11 protein-coding genes are annotated in these 18,118 nt (G+C 68.0%); 6 read left to right on the top strand and 5 right to left on the bottom strand.

Annotated elements, in window-relative coordinates:
- Positions 1–29: 29 nt before the first annotated feature.
- Positions 30–1,610, bottom strand: a complete 1,581-nt coding sequence (locus QOL82_RS21510) for a methyl-accepting chemotaxis protein (protein ID WP_283444366.1) — start codon at positions 1,608–1,610, stop codon at positions 30–32.
- A gap of 276 nt (positions 1,611–1,886) precedes the next feature.
- Here QOL82_RS21510 and QOL82_RS21505 point away from each other — a divergent pair, with 276 nt between their 5' ends.
- The 4 genes from QOL82_RS21505 to QOL82_RS21490 all read left to right on the top strand — a co-directional run bounded on the left by QOL82_RS21505 (position 1,887) and on the right by QOL82_RS21490 (position 8,169).
- Positions 1,887–2,966: an HD domain-containing phosphohydrolase gene (locus QOL82_RS21505; protein ID WP_283444365.1), complete on the top strand. Its 1,080-nt coding sequence runs from the start codon at positions 1,887–1,889 to the stop codon at positions 2,964–2,966.
- Positions 2,967–3,031: 65 nt separating this feature from the next.
- Positions 3,032–3,901, top strand: coding sequence for a phosphate/phosphite/phosphonate ABC transporter substrate-binding protein (locus QOL82_RS21500; RefSeq protein WP_283444364.1), 870 nt, complete (start codon positions 3,032–3,034; stop codon positions 3,899–3,901).
- Positions 3,902–3,906: 5 nt separating this feature from the next.
- On the top strand, positions 3,907–6,975 hold the full coding sequence (locus QOL82_RS21495) for a hybrid sensor histidine kinase/response regulator (RefSeq protein ID WP_283444363.1): 3,069 nt from the start codon (positions 3,907–3,909) through the stop codon (positions 6,973–6,975).
- Between the two features lie 102 nt (positions 6,976–7,077).
- Positions 7,078–8,169, top strand: coding sequence for an AI-2E family transporter (locus QOL82_RS21490; RefSeq protein ID WP_283444362.1), 1,092 nt, complete (start codon positions 7,078–7,080; stop codon positions 8,167–8,169).
- Between the two features lie 153 nt (positions 8,170–8,322).
- Here QOL82_RS21490 and QOL82_RS21485 read toward each other — a convergent pair whose 3' ends face one another.
- The 4 genes from QOL82_RS21485 to QOL82_RS21470 all read right to left on the bottom strand — a co-directional run bounded on the left by QOL82_RS21485 (position 8,323) and on the right by QOL82_RS21470 (position 15,879).
- Positions 8,323–10,035 carry an ArnT family glycosyltransferase gene (locus tag QOL82_RS21485; protein WP_283444361.1) on the bottom strand — a complete coding sequence of 571 codons (1,713 nt, stop codon included), beginning with the start codon at positions 10,033–10,035 and terminating at the stop codon, positions 8,323–8,325.
- Between the two features lie 303 nt (positions 10,036–10,338).
- Complete coding sequence (locus tag QOL82_RS21480; RefSeq protein ID WP_283444360.1) at positions 10,339–13,425, bottom strand: efflux RND transporter permease subunit; 3,087 nt, start codon at positions 13,423–13,425, stop codon at positions 10,339–10,341.
- Positions 13,415–14,575 (bottom strand): efflux RND transporter periplasmic adaptor subunit, encoded by a 1,161-nt coding sequence (locus tag QOL82_RS21475; RefSeq protein WP_283444359.1) that lies wholly within the window; start codon positions 14,573–14,575, stop codon positions 13,415–13,417. The genes QOL82_RS21480 and QOL82_RS21475 overlap by 11 nt, the downstream gene beginning before the upstream one ends.
- Positions 14,575–15,879, bottom strand: a complete 1,305-nt coding sequence (locus tag QOL82_RS21470; protein ID WP_283444358.1) for a TolC family protein — start codon at positions 15,877–15,879, stop codon at positions 14,575–14,577. Before QOL82_RS21470 ends, QOL82_RS21475 begins: the two co-directional genes overlap by 1 nt.
- Before the next feature lie 154 nt (positions 15,880–16,033).
- Here QOL82_RS21470 and QOL82_RS21465 point away from each other — a divergent pair, with 154 nt between their 5' ends.
- Both QOL82_RS21465 and QOL82_RS21460 read left to right on the top strand, forming a co-directional pair.
- Positions 16,034–16,699: a response regulator transcription factor gene (locus QOL82_RS21465; protein ID WP_283444357.1), complete on the top strand. Its 666-nt coding sequence runs from the start codon at positions 16,034–16,036 to the stop codon at positions 16,697–16,699.
- Entirely contained in the window at positions 16,699–18,063 is a 1,365-nt protein-coding gene (locus QOL82_RS21460; protein WP_283444356.1) for a sensor histidine kinase, read from the top strand. The genes QOL82_RS21465 and QOL82_RS21460 overlap by 1 nt, the downstream gene beginning before the upstream one ends.
- Positions 18,064–18,118 lie beyond the last annotated feature (55 nt).

Genomic DNA, 18,118 nt, shown 5'->3' with positions numbered 1-18,118 from the left:
TTGGCAATTCTCATTGATTCAATAGCGTTTCATGCAAGCTGCGGCAAACGCGCCGCAAGCGCTCGCTGCGCCCCTGCGACGGGAGGCGCGACGATGAATCTCGCCGCAAGCCGGGCCAGCGTGTCGGCCTGTTCATTCAGCGAGCCTGCCGCCGCGGCCGACTCTTCCACCAGCGCGGCGTTCTGCTGCGTGACCTGTTCCATGGCGGCCACCGCGATGTTGACTTCGGCAAGGCCCGCGCTCTGCTCCATGGCCGCGGCGCTGATGGCCGCGATGGTGTCGCTGACCTGGTCGATGCTGTCGGCGATCTCGCGCATGGTCGCGCCGGCGTCATGCACCAGCGACTGGCCGCCAGCGACTTCGCGGGCGGCTTCGTCGATGAGCTTCTTGATCGTCTTCGATGCGACCGCCGAGCGCTGCGCCAGGTTCCGCACTTCGCCTGCCACCACCGCGAACCCGGCGCCCTGCGGCCCTGCCCTCGCCGCCTCGACCGCCGCGTTCAGCGCCAGGATATTGGTCTGGAATGCGATGCCATCGACTTCGACCGTGATCTCGGCGATCCGTTTCGATGACGCATGGACCGAGTTCATCATGTCCTCGACCCGTGTCATCGCGTCCCTGCCGCTTGCCGCGCAGGACGACGCTGCCCGCGACAGCGCGTTCGCGTGGGTCGCGCTGACGGCAGTCTGCTGCACGTTGCGTCCCAGGTTTTCCAGCGTGGCGGCGGTCTCTTCCAGCGCGCTGGCATGGTGCTCGGTGCGGCTGGACAAGTCCATGTTGCCCGATGCGATCTCCTGCGCGCCGATGCGGACCGAGTCCACCGCGCGCTGGATGCCGGCCACGGTGCCGCCCAGCACCTGCTGCATCGCCTTCATCGAGAACAGCAGGCTGCTGTCGTCGCTTTTACGGAGCGCGATGGCGCTGCCCAGGTCGCCCGAGGCGATGCGGCGCGTAATGGCGACTGCATCATGCGGCTCGCCGCCGAACTCGCCGAGCAGCCCCCGGACGATTACCGCCGCGACCGCGATGCCCAGCGCCAGCGCGCCCGCGAAGATCGCCAGGAGCAGCCTGCCGGCGCTGCCGATCTCTTTCCTGGCGTCGGCTTCGTCAGCCTCGTTGCGCAGGTTCACCGCCTGCACGGCCGTGTCGATTGCGCTGCGGTGTTCTTCATAGGCAGCCTTCATATTTTTAAGCACCGCGCGGAGTCGCGGCTCGTCCCCGGCCTTCGCCGCTTCTGCGAATTCCGTGTCGGCAAGCGCATAGAACGCGGTTGCGGGGCGATAGGACGCATCGAGCAGGGGCTGGGCCACCGCGGCCTCCAGACCCTGCTTTTCCCAGAACGCATGCCTGGCGACATAGTCCGCTTCCAGCCTCCTGAGCCGTTCCAGCAACTCGCCCCGCGGTCCGTCCGGCGCAGCGGCAATTTCCAGCGCCACCTGGTAGGACTCGACGATGTACTCGGGCGGCGGCAGGATGTCCGCGACCAGATCCTTGCCGTTCGCGATGCGCTGGTACACCGGACCGTTGACCGCGAGCTTGTCCAGGGCCAGGAAGGCGGCATAACCGGACAGCAGGAAACCCGCGGAGAAAATACCAACTATCAAGGCCATGCGATATGACATGCGTACTTCCAGAAGCCGTTTCATCCGTTTTCTCCCCCATGTTTATATTTCTACATGACAATATATTATGGTAAAATTCGTTTAATTGATATTGAATTTAATAAATATAACGAATTTAAATGTTTTTTCTCATCCCATCGCCGGGGCGTATTTTTATTAGCGGCGAAACTGCCGGTATGCATTCAGGAAAGAACGACGGCAGTCGTAATAGATGGACAGAGTTGGCTTGTAACAGCCGGTTATCAAGGAAAGTTCGGAGAATAAATGCAGGTTCTTTTGATTGACGACACGCCGGTGTCGCTGACGTTCATGAAATACCTGGTGCAGAAGATCCCGGGTGGCGAGGTCGTCAGTTTTGCCGATCCGCTGGCTGGCCTCGAATGGTGCCGCGGCAACGAGCCTGACCTGCTGATCGTCGACTTCATGATGCCGCAGCTCGACGGCAGGTCGCTGGTGGCCGGCTTTCGCGAGATCCATCCCCACGTCCCGGTGCTGATGGTCACGGCCAATCATGACACCGAGCTCAGGCACAACGCCTTGCAGACCGGCGTCACCGACTTCCTCAACAAGCCGCTGGACAACGTGGAATTCGTTGCCCGCGTGAAGAACATGCTGGCGCTGCGGGCCAGCCACAAGGAGTCCAGGGACCGCGCTTCATGGCTGGCCGCCGAAGTGCGCAAGGCGACAGAGAAGCTGGTCGCTCAGGAACGCAGCACGATCTTCTGCCTGTCGCGCGCGGCGGAATACCGCGACCCGGAAACCGGCTCCCATATCCTGCGGATGGCGCACTACTCGCGCCAGATCGCCGGCGTGCTGGGATTGAGCGCCGAGCTGCAGGACCTGCTGCTGCAGGCCGCGCCGATGCATGACATCGGCAAGGTCGGCACGCCGGATGCGATTCTGCTCAAGCCCGGCCGCCTGAGCCCGGAAGAGTTTGCGATCATGAAGCAGCACGCGGCGATCGGCTACAAGATCCTCAGCGCGATGACCTCCCCGCTGCTCGCGACCGCCGCGGAGATCGCCTATACCCACCATGAAAAATACGACGGCAGCGGCTATCCGCGCGGCCTGAAGGGCGACGAGATTCCCCTATTCGGCCGCATCGTCGCGGTGGCCGATGTGTTCGATGCGCTGACCTCGGCACGGCCGTACAAGCGGCCCTGGTCTGCCGACGAAGCGGCGGACTTCCTGAAGGCCGGCCGCGGCGCGCACTTCGACCCTGCCTGCGTCGACGCCTTCCTGCAGGACTGGGACGCCGTCATGCAGATCCGCGACAGGTTCGCGGATGACGACGACGAGCACGGAACGCAACGTGCCCTTGAAGTGCAGATGTCTGCGCACTGAGGATTGCCATGGCATTACATCCGATGCACAACCAGCCCTTTCAACCGACCGGAATCAACACCAGCATGCCTATCCCCAACGCCTCCCGCCGCCTCTTCACCGCGTCCCTGCTGCTTGGCGCGGCCGTTGCCGCCATGGCTGCCCGGCCGGCGAACGCCGAGAACGCGTCCTACCAGTTCTCGCCGGTCAACCAGTACGGCATCGAGCTGACCGCGCAATACTGGAATCCCATCATCGACTATGTCTCGAAGAAGGCCGGCGTGCAGCTGCGCCTGAAGATCGGCCGCACCTCGGCGGACACCACCGCCTACGTCCTTGCCAACGAAGTCGACTTCGTCTTCACCAATCACCTGTTCAGCCCGGAACGCGACAAGCTGGGCTGGCGCACCGTGGCGCGGCGGAACACGCCGCCGATACACAGCCAGATCCTGGTGCTGGAAGATTCCCCGATCAAGTCGCTCGAGCAGCTTGCCGACCAGTCGGTCGTGTTCCCCGGGCCGGAAGCGCTGGTCGCCTACAAGTACTCGTATGCGCAGCTGCTGAACCGCAAGATCCCGGTGCATGTGGGCTTCAGCGGCAACCATGACGGCGCCTTTGCGCAGCTGGTCAGCGGCAAGGCGCAGGCCGTGGGCGCCAACTCTCAGCTGGGCGACGGCTGGTCCAGGCGAGAAGGCAGGAAACTGCGCGTGCTGTGGCAATCCGAAGCCCTGCACGACCTCGCGCTGATGGTGTCCAAGAATGTCCCCGACAACCACCTGCACGCGGTGCAGCGCGCATTCGTGGAGATGGGCGGCGACCCGGAGGGCCGCAAGATCCTGGCGACCGCATCCGAACTGGTCAAGCTGCCGCCGTCCACCGCCTTCGTCATCTCGACCGGATCGGAATACGCCGCATACCGGTCGTTCTACCAGACAGCCCCGGCCAGCCTGCGCTGATATCCATGCCCCAACTACCACGCGCAATGCATTGGCTGGAGCGGCTGCTGCCGGCATCGCTGGTCAACCGGGTGTTCATGCTCTACAGCCTGAGCCTGCTGCTGTTCGTCGGCGGCGGCCTGCTGGTGTTCCTGCGCTTCCAGTTCTACGAGGAAGTCGAGAGCACGCAGGTGGCGTCGGTAATGGTGATCGAGGTGGTGGCCCAGGCGGTGCAGGACAGCGTCGTCATCGGCGACTACGACACGGTCCACAAGACGCTGGACAAGGCGGTGCAGGCGTCGCTGTTCAAGTCCGCCAGGTTCATCGACATGCAGGCCGGAAAAGTGGTCGCGCGTTCGCGCACGCGCCCGCCGCGGATGGCGCCGCAGTGGGTAGAGAACTATGTCGCCGGCTACCTGTACGACGTGAACCGCACGGTGTCGGTCGGCGGCCGGGACTACGGCGTCATCCGGCTCGAATTCGACACCGCCATCGTCGCCGGCAGCTTCTGGTCGCTGGCGGAGGTCGCGCTGACCATCAGCGTCGTCTCGCTGATCGGCGGGCTGCTGCTGATCCGGCTGCTGCTGCTGCAGTGGCTGGGCGGGCTGGAGCGGCTGCGCGACCTGGTGGAGGACCTGGGAACCGGCGCAGTCAAGCCGGAGACGCTGGATGCGCATGACGCACCGCTGGAAATCCGCCGGGTCGTGGAGATCTTCAACCAGACCGCGGTCCTGATACGCGACCGCGAGGCCACCCGACGCGCGCTGGACGACCAGAAGTTCGCGCTGGACCAGCATGCGATCGTCAGCATGACCGACGTCGACGGCAACATCACCTATGCGAACGACCTGTTCTGCCAGATCAGCGGCTATACCCGCGATGAACTGATTGGCAAGACGCACCGCATCATCGGCTCGCAGCGGATGCCGAGGGCATTCTTCGACACTCTGTGGGCGACGATCACCAGCGGCCAGGTCTGGAACGGCGAGATCTGCAACCGCAACCGCGACGGCGGGCTGTACTGGGTCAATGCCACCATCGTGCCGCTGCTGGACGACGAGGGCCGGCCGAAGCAGTTCATAGCGATCCGCACCGACATCACCGCGATGAAGGCCGCGGAAGTCGCGATCCTGCGCGCGAAGGAAACGGCCGAGCAGGCCAACCGGATCAAGAGCGACTTCCTGGCCAACATGAGCCACGAGATACGCACGCCGATGAATGGCATCATCGGCATGACCGAACTGGCGCTGGACACCGAACTGACCGACGAGCAGGCCGACTACCTGCGCATGGTCCGGTTCTCCGCCGGGTCGCTGCTGCAGATCATCAACGACATCCTCGACTTCTCCAAGCTGGAGGCCGGCCGGCTCGATGTCGAGCAGATCGAGTTCTCGCTCGAGGGCATGCTGCACGAACTGGTGCGCAGCCAGGCGATCGAGGCGCACGAGAAGTCGCTCGAGCTGCTGCTGCGGATCGAGCCGGCGGTGCCGGAACGGATCATCTCCGACCCCGGCCGGCTGCGCCAGATCGTGCTGAACCTGGTCGGCAACGCGATCAAGTTCACGCACCACGGGGAGATCGAGATCTCGGTCTCCAGGATCAACCGTCCCGGCGACGCGCTGGCGGATATCCGCATCAGCGTGCGGGACACCGGCATCGGCATTCCGCAGGCAAAGTTTGCGGACATCTTCGATGCGTTCTCGCAGGTCGACACGTCCACCACGCGCCAGTACGGCGGCACCGGGCTCGGCCTGTCGATCTCGTCGCAGCTCGCGCGGCTGATGGGCGGCATGCTGACGCTGGAAAGCGCGGTCGGCGCGGGCAGCACCTTCCACCTGACGCTGCAGGTGCCGACCGTCAGGGTCCGCGCAGCCACGGGGCTGGCGAACCGCAAGCTGGCCGGCATGCGGGTGCTGGTGGCGGACGACAACGCGACCAACCGCAGCATCCTGACCGGCGTGCTGCGCAACCTCGACATGCAGCCGGCGGCTGCGCCCGGCGCGGAGCCGGCGCTGGCCGAGCTGCATCGCGCGCGGCTGGCCGGAGAGCCGTACGAACTGGCCCTGCTCGACGTGCAGATGCCGGGCGTCGACGGCTTCGAGCTGGCGCGGCAGATCCGGGCGCAGCCCCTGCTGGCGGGCGTGAAGATCATGATGCTGACCTCGGAGGGACGCCGCGGCGACGCCGCCCGCTGCCGCGAGCTGGGACTGGAAAGCTACCTGGTCAAGCCGGTGTCCCGCTGGGAACTGCTGCAGGCGGTGTCGGCGGCCTTCGGCGAGCAGGCCAGCGACGACATGCCGCTCATCACCCGCCATACGATCCAGCAGGCCAAGCGCCAGCTGCGGCTGCTGGTCGCCGAGGACAACGAGGTCAACCAGATCCTGGCGCTGCGGCTGCTGCAGAAGCATGGCCACATCGTCACGCTGGCGGGGACCGGCCTGGAAGCGGTCCAGCAATGGCGCAGCCAGCCCTTCGACGCGATCCTGATGGACATCGACATGCCCGACATGGACGGCTACGAAGCCAGCATGCTGGTGCGGCGCGAGGAAGGCGGGTCGGGCAAGCGCATTCCCATCATCGCGCTGACCGCGCATGCGATGCGCGGCGCGCGCGAGAAGTGCATCGCGCATGGCATGGACAGCTACCTGGCCAAGCCGATCGACCCGGTGGCCCTGCAGCGCGAACTCGACGGCATCGGCGCGCAGGCGCCGGCGAGCGCGATCTCCTTTGCCGTTGCGCACCCGGTCGACTTCGCGGCGGTGCGGGAAAAGATGGATTACAGCCGCGAGCTGTTCGAGGAAATCGTCGCCCTGTTCCTGCGCGACATGCCGAAGGAAATCGCCCGGCTGAAGCAGCACGCGGCCGAGGGCGATGCCGATGGCGTCAGGCGCGATGCGCACACCATCCGCGGCATGGTCAGCATGTTTTCTTCCGGCCCCGCCGCACAGGTGACGAACGCCATCGAGGCGCGGGCAAGCCACGGCCGGCTCGATGGCCTGCTGGCGGAGCTGGAACAGGCGGTGGACGCGATCGGGGATGCGCTCTCCGCCTACCGGTGGGAGGACGACTGCGCCGCGCTGCGGCAACCTGGCTGATACGCCGGCAGACCCGGCCCACCTGCTCGGTCTGCTGGCGAACCGACCGCGCCGGCGCCTTGCGCTATGTTGCTGCAACTAATCCTGCACACCCGGAACACCATGGCTAACGACAGGCAGGCATTTTGCGGCGCGGTATTTTCCCTTTGCGTCGTCGCGCTGGCCGCCTATGTGGCCCGTGACTTCCTGGTGCCGGTGATGTGGGCGGCGATCCTCGCGATCGCGACCTGGCGGCTCTACCTGCGGCTGCGGCGCATGCTGGGCAAGCACAACGTGCTGGCGTCCGCGCTGGCGACGCTGATCGTCGCGACGGTATTCCTCGCGCCGCTGCTGGCGGCGCTGCGCGAGATCTCGAAGCTGGTGCCCGAAGCGGCGGTCTTCATCACCCATGCCAATGCGCAGGGCGTGCCGCCGCCGGCGATACTCGGCCGCATTCCCCTTGCCGGCCCGGCGATCCATTCCTGGTGGTCCAACACGCTGGCGCTGCCGCATGGAATCGCGCAGGTCTTCTCGGGCCTGCCGGTGCAGCGGCTCACCGGCGCCGGCGACCTGCTGAAAATCTATGGCGCCCGCGCCTTCCACGGCCTGGTCCACTTCGGCTTCACCATCCTCTGCCTGTTCTTCCTGTACCTGAACGGCCTGGTGCTGCGGGCGCAGATCGCGGCGATCGGCGCGCGCTATCTCGGGGCCGAGCGCTGGCAGCGCTATGCGCGCAACGCGGTGCTGGCCATCCAGTCGACGGTCAACGGCCTTGTGCTGGTCGGCCTGGCGGAAGGCGTGCTGATCGGCGTCAGCTACTGGATCGCCGGCCTGCCGTCGCCCATCGTCTGGGCCGCGCTGACCGCCGCGCTGGCCATCATCCCGTTCGGCGCCCCGGTCGCCTACCTGGCCGCGGCCGCCTTCCTCGCCGCGAGCGGCAACGCCAGCGGCGCGATCGGGGTCGCCGCGTGGGGGTCGGTCGTGCTGTTCGTCGCCGACCATTTCGTCCGGCCGCGCCTGATCGGCGAGGCCACGCGCATGCCCTTCCTGCTGGTCCTGTTCGGGATCTTCGGCGGCGTGGAAGCCTTCGGCCTGGTCGGCCTGTTTGCCGGGCCGGCGGCGATGGCCCTGTTCATCACGCTGTGGCGCGAGCCGTACGAAGACGCGGTGTCGCGGCAGGAAACCGCGCGCAACGGCAAGACGGGCAACAGGTAGTATCCATCCCGGATCATGGCGCACCCGATGAGACCGACGGTTCAAGTTCGTAGGGTGTAATAAGCGCAGCGCATTACACCCTACGAACTTGCATCGCGCCTTGTGAGCCAAGGTTGGCGTGACACGGCGATCGACGCGCGCTGCCGGGCCGGTTTATTCGCTGACCGTATGGTCCGGCATCGCGGCTTCCAGGAAGGCGCCGGACATTGGCAACGGGTCGCTGCGGTCGGCGCGGAACAGCCAGAAGCGCTGCCAGCTGTCGCCGGGGCGCGCGCCTTCCCATACCTGGTGATAGCCGCGCAGGTCGACCTGGCGGGTTCCCTCGACCGCATAGCCCTGCACCAGCAGCACCTCGCATCCGGCGCCGGGCCACTGTTCGCGCCGCAGCGTGTTGAGCCCGCTGAAATAACGCAGCATCGCCCGCTCGCCTTCCCCCAGCCCGATGCTGGCCACGCAGTCATGGTCGTCGGGCAGCGGCATGGCCGCGAACACCGACCGGTAGCTTTTCGCGTAGTCGAGCCATGGCATCCACAGCGTCGACAGCAGCACCCAGAAAACTGCCAGGCTGGCAGTCCAGGCGAACAGGCCGGACGCGGCGAACCGGTAGCGCCGGCTTGCCAGCCCGAGCGCCGCCAGCGTGGCGGCAAGCGCGACCGCGAAGGCGCCGGCGTCGAAGCTTGGCAGGTAGTCGGCCGGCAGCACCCGCAGCAGCCAGGGCCAGGCAGGCGCGGCGCCGGTGAACATCATGATGCCCCAGCCGCTCCATACCAGCAGGGACATCAGGCCGAACAGGATCGCCGCGCCGGCGACCCAGAGCCGGTTGAACCGTTCCGGCAGGCTGCATGCCGCCGGGGCAGCCAGCAGCGCCAGCGGCACCATCAACGGCAGCGCATAGATCACGCGCGCCGATGCCGACGCCGCCAGCGTCAGCATCAGCACGCCGAGGGTGACGGCCGCGTACTGCAGCGCCGGATGGCTGCCGATCTCGCCGCGCCGCTTCCACAGCAGGAATGCGGCCAGCGGCAAGGCCGGAAAGGTGAACCACGGCAGGTTATGCGCCCAGAACCATGTGGGCTGCTCGGTGCCGCTGGCGACCCCGGAAAACCCGAAGAAGCGGCCCAGGTTGTTTTCCCAGAACCATTCGCGGAACAGCAGCGGCGAGCGCAGGTACAGCGCCAGCGGCCAGACGACGATGAACGGCAGGCTAGCCGCGAACGCATTGCGCAGGCCGCGCAGGTAAGCCGGCGAACGCCATTGCCGGAAACACAGCGGCAGCAGCACCGCGCTTGCGCCTATCGCCAGCGGGCCGAGCAGGCCCTTTGCCAGGAAGGCGATGCCGACCCCGACGCCCAGCACGATGCCGGACGCAAGCGGCCTTTCCAGCAGCCGCGCATGGCCGTAGGCGGACAGCGCGAAGCCGGCCAGCAGCGGCACGTCGGGCATCATCAGGTGGGTCTGCGGGGCCAGCGCGAAGCAGCCAAGCAGCGCCAGCGGCGCATACCGGCCGACCTGCCTGCCCCACCAGTGGCGCGCCGTCAGCCACAGCGCGCCGCAGGCGACCAGCATGAAGAAGCTGGACGTGAGCCGGGCCGCATCGGGCGGCGCGAGCCATCCGGACAGCAGCGTCACGAACAGCGTCGCCACCCAGTAATACAGCGGCGGCTTTTCCATGAAGTATTCGCCGCCCAGCATGGGCGCCACCCAGTCGCCCGAGCCGACCATGCTGTGGATCATGCCGAACACATAGGCCTCGTCCGCCTTCCACGGGTCGTGCCCGACCGCGCCGGCAGTGACGAAGACGACGATGAGCGCGACGCACAGCAAGGCGGAAGGATGACGGTGCGCGGAGGGAGGGAAAGCGTGCATGGCCAGGTGCGATGGTTATTCTGTGTTGGAGTGAAGGCCGATGATGGCAATGGAATGGCGGACGTCAGCCGCCGCAACCGTTCCGCGCTCGAGCCGCGGGCGGCGCGGCTTATTGCACCTCCCGGGACAGGGAGGCGATGGCATAAAAAAGCCCGCAGCAGTGCAGCATCCAGGCGCATGCTGCGGGCAAACGGCGTCCGTCAGGGACGAGGAAATGCACGGACGCCGTGGAGAAAGGGATAGCCTGCCGCGCCGGGCCGATGCGAGGCGATCGATTGCGCTTGCGTTCGTCGGCATCGGCAGCTACTCCTGCGGCGCGCGGGAAAAGTAGCCATAGGCCATCGGCAGCAGCAGCAAGGTGAAGAAGGTGGCGGAAACGATGCCGCCGACGATCACCACCGCGAACGGCCGCTGCGTCTCCGAGCCGACGCCATGCGACAGAGCGGCCGGCAGCAGCCCAAGGCCTGCCATCAAGGCAGTCATCAGGATGGGCCGCAGCCTGGCTACCGCGCCTTCGATGGCGCTGTCGAAGGTCGCCGCGCCGGTGCTGGCTATCTCGACGATCTGCTCGACCATGATCACGCCGTTCTGCACCGAGATGCCCGCGACGGCGATGAAACCCACCGCGGCCGACACCGAGAAATGCAGGCCCGCCAGCGCCAGCCCCGCGATGCCGCCGATCAGCGCAAACGGCACGATGGACAGCACCAGCGTCGCCTTGCCGACCGAGCGGAAAGCCCAGAACAGCAGGGAGAAAATCAGCAGCGCCGTGACCGGCACGATGACCGCCAGCCGGCGCACCGCGCGCTGCTGGTTCTCGAACTGGCCGCCCCAGGTCAGCGTGTAGCCGGGCGGCAGCACCAGCTGCTCGCCGACCTTCTTCTGCGCCTCGGCGACGAAGCCGCCCTGGTCGCGTCCGATCAGGTTGGCCTTGACCGACGCATTGCGCCCGCCGGCCTCGCGGCTGATCCGGGCCGCGCCCTGCCGCACCTGCACCCGCGCCACGTCGCCCAGGCCGACGGTGCCGGCGCCGCCCGGCAGCGGCACCTGGATCGCGGCGATATCGTCCACCGACTCGCGGGCGTCGGCGCGCAGCCTGACCGTGAGGTCGAAGCGCCGGTCGCCTTCGTAGAACTGGTTGACGGCGGTGCCGGCCAGCGCAGTCTGGATCGCGCCGTTCACGTCGGCGACATTGATGCCGAGCCGGGCGACCCGCTCGCGGTCGATCACGATGTCGAGCTCGCTCTGGCCGCCGATGCGGATCGCGGCGACGTCGGCCGCGCCCGGGATAGCCGACAGTATCGCGGCCACCTCCTCGCTTTTCTGGGTCAGCACCTCGAGGTCGGGACCGAAGATCTTGACGGCGATCTCGCCTTTCACGCCGGACAGCGCTTCCTCGACGTTGTCCTCGATCACCTGGGAAAAATTGGTCGGCACGCCCGGCAGGCGGCGGATCTTCGCGGACATGTCTGCGACCAGGCTCTCCTTGTCCGGGAAGCGCCAGCTGCCGCGCGGCTTCAGGTCTGCCAGGATTTCCATGTTGTTCGCGCCCTTGGGGTCGGTGCCGTCGTCGGGACGGCCGACATGCGCAATCACCTTGGCCACTTCCGGATAGGTCAGCAGGATCGCCCTCACCTCGCGCTCCACGCGCTTGGTCTGCTCCAGCGCGCTCGACGCAGGCAGCGTGACGGTGAGCCAGATGTTGCCCTCGTCCAGCCTGGGCAGGAACTCGCTGCCCAGCATGGGCGCCAGCGCCAGGGTCACCGCCAGCGTCGCGCCGGACGCGGCGAACACCACGAAGCGGCTTTCATGGGCGCGCCGCAGGAAGCGCCGGTAGCGATCCTGCAATGCATGCATCCACGGGCTGTGCCGCTCGGCCAGCGTGTGCCGCTTCATCAGCAGCGCCAGCAGCGTCGGCACCAGCGTCATGGTCAGCAGGAGCGCGCCCAGCATCGCGAAGCTCAGGGTCAGCGCCACCGGCGTGAAGATCTTGCCCTCGACCCGCTGGAACGTGAAGATGGGAATGAAGGCGATGATGATGATGGCCTTCGCGAACAGGATCGGATGACCTAGCTCGACCAGGGTGGCCCGCAGCACGTCCCTGCGCCACAGGTAGTCGGCGTCCGCCAGCGCCGGGTCGAAGGTGCGGGTGGCGAGCCGCACCATCAGCGCCTCGACCAGCACCACCGCGCTGTCGATGATGATGCCGAAGTCGACCGCGCCGAGCGAGATCAGGTTGGCCGGCACGCCCCTGGCGTCCAGCATGATGAAGGCGAACAGCAGCGACAGCGGTATGACGGCGGCCACCACCAGCGCGGCGCGCCAGTCGCGCAGGAACAGCACCAGGATCGCGATCACGAGCGCCGCGCCCACCAGCAGGTTCTCGGCCACCGTGTGGACGGTGTGGTCGATCAGCTCGGTGCGGTCGTAGATCGGGTGCACTTTCACGCCGGCCGGCAGCCTGGCGTTGATGTCGGCGATGCGCTGCTTCACATCGTCGACCACGCGCGCCGCATTGCCGCCGCGGACCATCTGCACCACGCCCTCGACGACGCTGTCGCTTCGGTTGAACGCGACCACGCCGGACCGCGGCCGCGCGCCGGCCCCGACCTCGGCCACGTCCGACACCAGCACCGTGCGCCCGGCCTTCGCGCTGACGATCACGCGGCCGATATCGTCGATGTCGCGGAACAGCCCGATGCCGCGCACGATGAGCGCCTCGTCGCCGCGGCGCAGGTAGCCGCCGCCGACATTGGCGCTGTTCAAAGTCAGCGCCTGGCTGACCTGGTCCATCGTCAGGCCGTAGCGCTTGAGCGCCTGCGGGTCGACCCGCACCTGGTATTCCTTGACCGTGCCGCCGAAGCTGACGACGTCGGCGACGCCGGGCACGTTGCGCAGGCCGGGACGGATCACCCAGTCCTGCAGCGCCCGCACCTCGGAGTCCGGCATCGCGACCGGCGCCTCGACGATGTAGCGGTAGACCTCGCCGACGGCCGTGGTCAGCGGCGCCAGCGTCGGCTGGATGTTGGGCGGCAGGTTCACGCCCTGCAGTTTTTCCAGCACCTGCTGGCGCGCGAAATAATCGTTGGTGCCATCCTCGAAGGTCAGCGTCACCACCGACAGGCCGCTGATGGTGACCGAGCGCAGCTGCGTCTGGCGCGGCACGCCGCTCATCTCGCGCTCGATCGGCAGCGTCACCGTGCGTTCGATCTCTTCCGGCGCCTGGCCGGGGTACTGGGTGACGATCTGCACCTGCACGTCCTGCACGTCGGGGAAGGCTTCGATGGGCAGGCCGACCAGCGCGCGGTAGCCGAAGATGGCCAGCGCAGCGGTCAGCACCAGCACGAACACGCGCTGGCTGAGGACGAAGCGGATCAGCTTATCGAGCATGGGACGCCATCTCCGCATTCAGCAGCAGCGCGCCTTCGACCACCACCCGGTCGCCGGCCTGCAGGCCGCTGTCGACATGGCTGGTCTCGCGGCCGCGCAGCGCCAGGCCCACCTGCCGCTTCCGGAAAACGCCGGGGCTAGCCTCGACGAACGCATAGGTGTTGATGCCCTCGGTGACCAGTCCCGCATTGGGCACGGCGATCGCGCTGCGGCCGTTGTCGGACAGGAAGGAAACCCGCGCATACATCTCGGGGCGCAGGCGGCCGTCGGGGTTCTCGACCGTGCAGCGCACCTGCACCCGGCGCGTCGCCGGGTCGAGCGCATAGCCGACCTTGTCCACGGTCGCGCTGAAACGCGCGCCGGGAAACGCATCGGTCTCCAGGCTCACCTTCTGGCCCGGCCTGACCTGCGCCAGCGAGCGTTCCGGCACATCGACCAGCAGCCAGAGCCGGGACGGGTCGCTGACCACGAACAGCGGGTTTGCCAGGTCGGGCCGCAATTCCATGCCGGGCGTGACCTGCCGCTCGACGACCACGCCGGCCAGCGGCGTGCGCAGGCTGAAGCTGCCGTTCTCGGCGCCCGATGCATGCAGGCTGCGCATCCGCAGCCCGGTGCGGCGGCTCTCGGCCGCCGCCTGCCGGTAGTCGGCGTCGGCCGCCTCGACATCCTTCTGCGGCACCACCTCGTGCGCGAGCAGGTTGCGGGCGCGCTCGTAGGCCAGCTTCTTGCGCACCTCGTCGGCCTGGGCCTTGCGCCAGTCGGCATCGGCGGCGGCCAGCTCGGGCGCGTCGGCCTGCAGCAGCACCGCGTTGCGAGCGACGCGGTCGCCGGGTTCGGCGACGAGCTTCAGCACGCGGCCGGCGATCGGGCTCGAAATGCGGGCGGTGCGGTTTTCATCGAGCGCCAGCCTGCCGTTCAGCGCCTCGGCCATCGGCAGCGGCATCGCCACCGCGGTCTCGATGCGCAGCGCCGACAGCTGCGGCGCGCCGGCGTCGAAGCGCAGCACGCCGGGCTCGGCGAGGCGCGCCGGGACCGGGTCGGCGGCCGGCTGGTCGGCCGCGTGCAGGCGGGTGGCGAAGATGGCGCCGGCCGCGACAGCGCCGATCAGCGCAAGCGTGGCGACGGTTTGCAGGGTTTTACGCATGGTCATTACAGGTCGTTGTTATCGGTGGCGCCGGCGCGGGCGGCTTCCCGCGCGGCCAGCGCCTTTGCATGCTCGGCCCGGACGATGGCCGCATCGAGCAGGGTCGCGCGCCGCGTGCGACGGGCGTCGAGCACGTCCATCACGCCGGCCGCGCCGTTGCGAAACGCGTATTCGGCGGCATCGGCCGAGCGCGCGGACGCCGGCAGCAGCTCGCTCTCGTAACGTCGCCGGCGGCTGGCGGCGACCCGCGCATCGCTGGCGCTGCGCGCCAGGTCGGACAGCGCGGCGGCCCGCGTCTTTTCGAGCGTGACCGCGGCGCTGTCGGCCGCCGCCTGCGCATTGCGGATCTCGCCCTGGTACTGGTTGCGCACGAATAGCGGGAACTGGACCGCGACACCGACGCTGTTGCCGCTGCCCTGGGCATCGGCCGCGCTTTGCGGCCAGTGCTCGCCCTGCAGGCTGACGGTGATGTCGCGGGTGCGCAGCGCCAGCGCCAGCCGCAGCGCGGCGGCCGCGGCGCCCACCCGCGCCTTCGCCGCGCGCACGTCGGCGCGCCTGTCCAGCGCGGCCTCGATGCCGGCGATGTCTGCGGCATCGTCCTCCGCGCCGGGCGCGGGCAGGTCAGGCCACGGGTCGGTTGCGCGCAGCCGCGGCGCGTCCTGCGGCATGCCCAGCGCCAGCGCTAGCGTCTGCTGTGCGCGCTGCAGTTCGGCGTCGGCCTGGTCGACGTCGTTCGCCGCGCGCAGCGCATCGACCTCGATGCGGGAGACATCGGCGCCGGCCAGGTCGCCGGCCTTGCGCCGCCGGCGCGCCGCTTCCAGCGAGCTGCCGTACAGGCCGGCGGTGTCGCGCGCGATCTCGCGCTTCTCGTGCGCCGCCAGCAGGTCGTAATAGGCCTGCGTCACGGCCAGCCGGAGTTGCCGCCGGACGTCGGCCAGGTCGGCGCGGGACGCCAGCTCGAGGTACTGCGCATTGTCGATGCGCAGCGCGCGCTTGCCACCGCGCTCGATCTGCTGGTCGATCCGCACGCTGCTGTCGACGGTCTTGCCGCGCAGCGGCCCGGCGCCGATCCCTAGCGATGGATTGATGTTGACCGTCTGCAGCGTCAGGACCGGGTTGGGCGCGGTGTCGGCGGCCAGGATCGCGGCCTGCGCGGCTTGCACGGCGGCCAGCGCCAGCCGCAGGTCATGGTTGCCGTCGACGGCCATGCGCTGCGCCTGCGCCAGGCCGAGCCCGCCATCGGACTGCTGGGACCACGCGGGCGCACAGGTCGACAGCGTGCAAAGGAGGAGGAGGATGATTCTTTTCATGGCGCAGACTGCCCGGAACGAAACTGCAAGGCCACGGATGATGAACCGCCTTCCTGTCAGCAAACTGAAGAAGGGCTGACAAACTGCTGACAGTGCGGCGGCAGGACTTTCTCTATAATTGCCTGCTTCAAATCCAGGCCGGTCGAAACACACTATGGATGTTCTGCTTGTCGAAGACGATGCCGTCCTTGCCGATGGAATCGCGCGCAACCTGACCAAGCACGGCATCGTCGTGAACGTGGTCTCGAACGGCCTGGACGCCGACGACGTGCTCAAGCGCCAGTCCATATCCGCGGTAGTGCTGGACATCGGCCTTCCCGGCATCGACGGCTTCGAGGTGGTGCGGCGGCTACGGGCGCGCGGCAGCACGACGCCGGTGCTGCTCCTGACCGCGCGCGACGCGGTGGAAGACCGGGTCTTCGGCCTGGAGCTGGGCGCGGACGATTACCTGGTCAAGCCCTTCGCGACACCCGAACTGGTGGCGAGGGTGCGGGCCATGCTGCGCCGCGCCGGCCCGCTCCAGGCCACGCTGCAGATCGGCGGCCTCACCCTCGACAGCGTGGCCCGCCGCGCGACCGTGCATGGCCGCGTGATCGAGCTGTCGGCGCGCGAATGGGGCATCCTCGAATACCTGGTGCGGCATCGCGGACGCGTCGTCTCCAAGCAGCAGATCATCGACGCCATCCTTCCCTGGGGCGAGGAACTGACCCTCAACGCGGTGGAAGTCTATGTCTCGCGCATCCGCATCAAGGTCGGCGACGCCGGCCTCGGGCTGCGCACCATACGCGGATTCGGCTACATGCTCGACAAGGCGGTTTAATGCGCAGCATCAGGCTGAACCTGCTGAAGCGGCTGCTGCTGCCGCTGCTGGCGATCAACCTGGTCGGCGCGGGTTCGACCTACTGGCTGGCATGGCGGCCGACGCAGCTCGCCTACGACCAGAACCTGGCCGACGCCGCCTGGGCGCTGCTGCCCTACATGCAGCAGCATGACGGCAGGATCGTCGTCGACCTGCCGCACCAGGCCGAGCAGGTGCTGCGGCTGGATCATTTCGACTCGGTCTATTTCGTCGTGCGCAATGCGGCCGGCGACACGCTGGCCGGCGACCGGGACTTCCCGCCGCTGCGCACGCCGCCGTCCATCGACGAGCCGGAAGCCTACGACAGCCGGATGCGCGGCGGGGCGATCCGCGTGATCGCGCTGTCAGTGCTGGTCGGCAGCGAGCGGGTCACGATAGGCGTGGGCGAGACACTGTGGAAGCGCCTGAGCGTCCGCTCGGGCGGCAACTTCGCCGGCCTGCTGCTGCTCGACCTGGCGCTGACCTTCATCTCGATCGCGGTGGTGTCGTTCGGCGTCACCCGCGGCCTGGCGCCGCTGCAGGCGATGCGGGACAGCCTGGATGCGCGCAAGCCCGACGACCTCGCGCCGCTGCCGGACGGCCCGCTCGCGCTCGAACTGGCGCCGGTGGCGTCCGCGATCAACCAGCTGCTGGACCGGGTGCGCCAGGTCTCGCGCAGCCAGCAGGACTTCCTCGCGAATGCCGCGCACCAGCTGCGCACGCCGCTGGCCGGGCTCAAGACCCAGCTCGAATGGCTGCAGCGCGGCGAGCCCGACCGCGACGAAGCCGCGCGCGCGCTGTCGCTGATGATGTCGTCGGCCGAGCGCATGATCCGGCAGACCAACCAGCTGCTGGCGCTGGCGCGCGCCGAGCCGGACCAGTTCGAGAAGGCCAGGCTGTACCCGCTGTCGCTCGACAAGCTGGTCGCGGAATCGGTGCAGCACTTCGTCGAGGAGGCCGACAAGAAGGGAATCGACCTTGGCTTCGATTTGTCGCCGGTCGACATCATCGGCGACAGCTTCCTGCTGCGCGACCTGATCGACAACCTGGTCGACAATGCGATCCGCTATACGCCGCCGCATGGCCGGGTCACGGTCAGCTGCCGCGCCGTCGACGGCGCCGGCCTGCTGAAGGTGGAGGACGACGGCCCGGGCGTGCCCGCCGACGAACGCGAACTGGTGTTCAGCCGCTTCTACCGCCTCAGCCACAATACCCGCGGCAGCGGGCTGGGCCTGGCGATCGTGCGCGACATCGCGGCCGACCATGGCGCGCAGATCAGCCTGGACGCGGGGCCGGATGGCAGGGGAACGGCGTTCTCGGTGCGTTTCCAGCTGGCGCCGGCCTGATGCCGGCCGCTGGCGTTCACCGGCGGCGCCGGGGGATCGGAACGGGGATGGGAGC

It is taken from the genome of Noviherbaspirillum suwonense, from assembly GCF_900182955.1.
Lineage (GTDB): Bacteria > Pseudomonadota > Gammaproteobacteria > Burkholderiales > Burkholderiaceae_D > Noviherbaspirillum_A > Noviherbaspirillum_A suwonense.
Note: the sequence above shows the minus strand (reverse complement) of the source record. Positions and strands in the feature narration are given on the sequence as shown.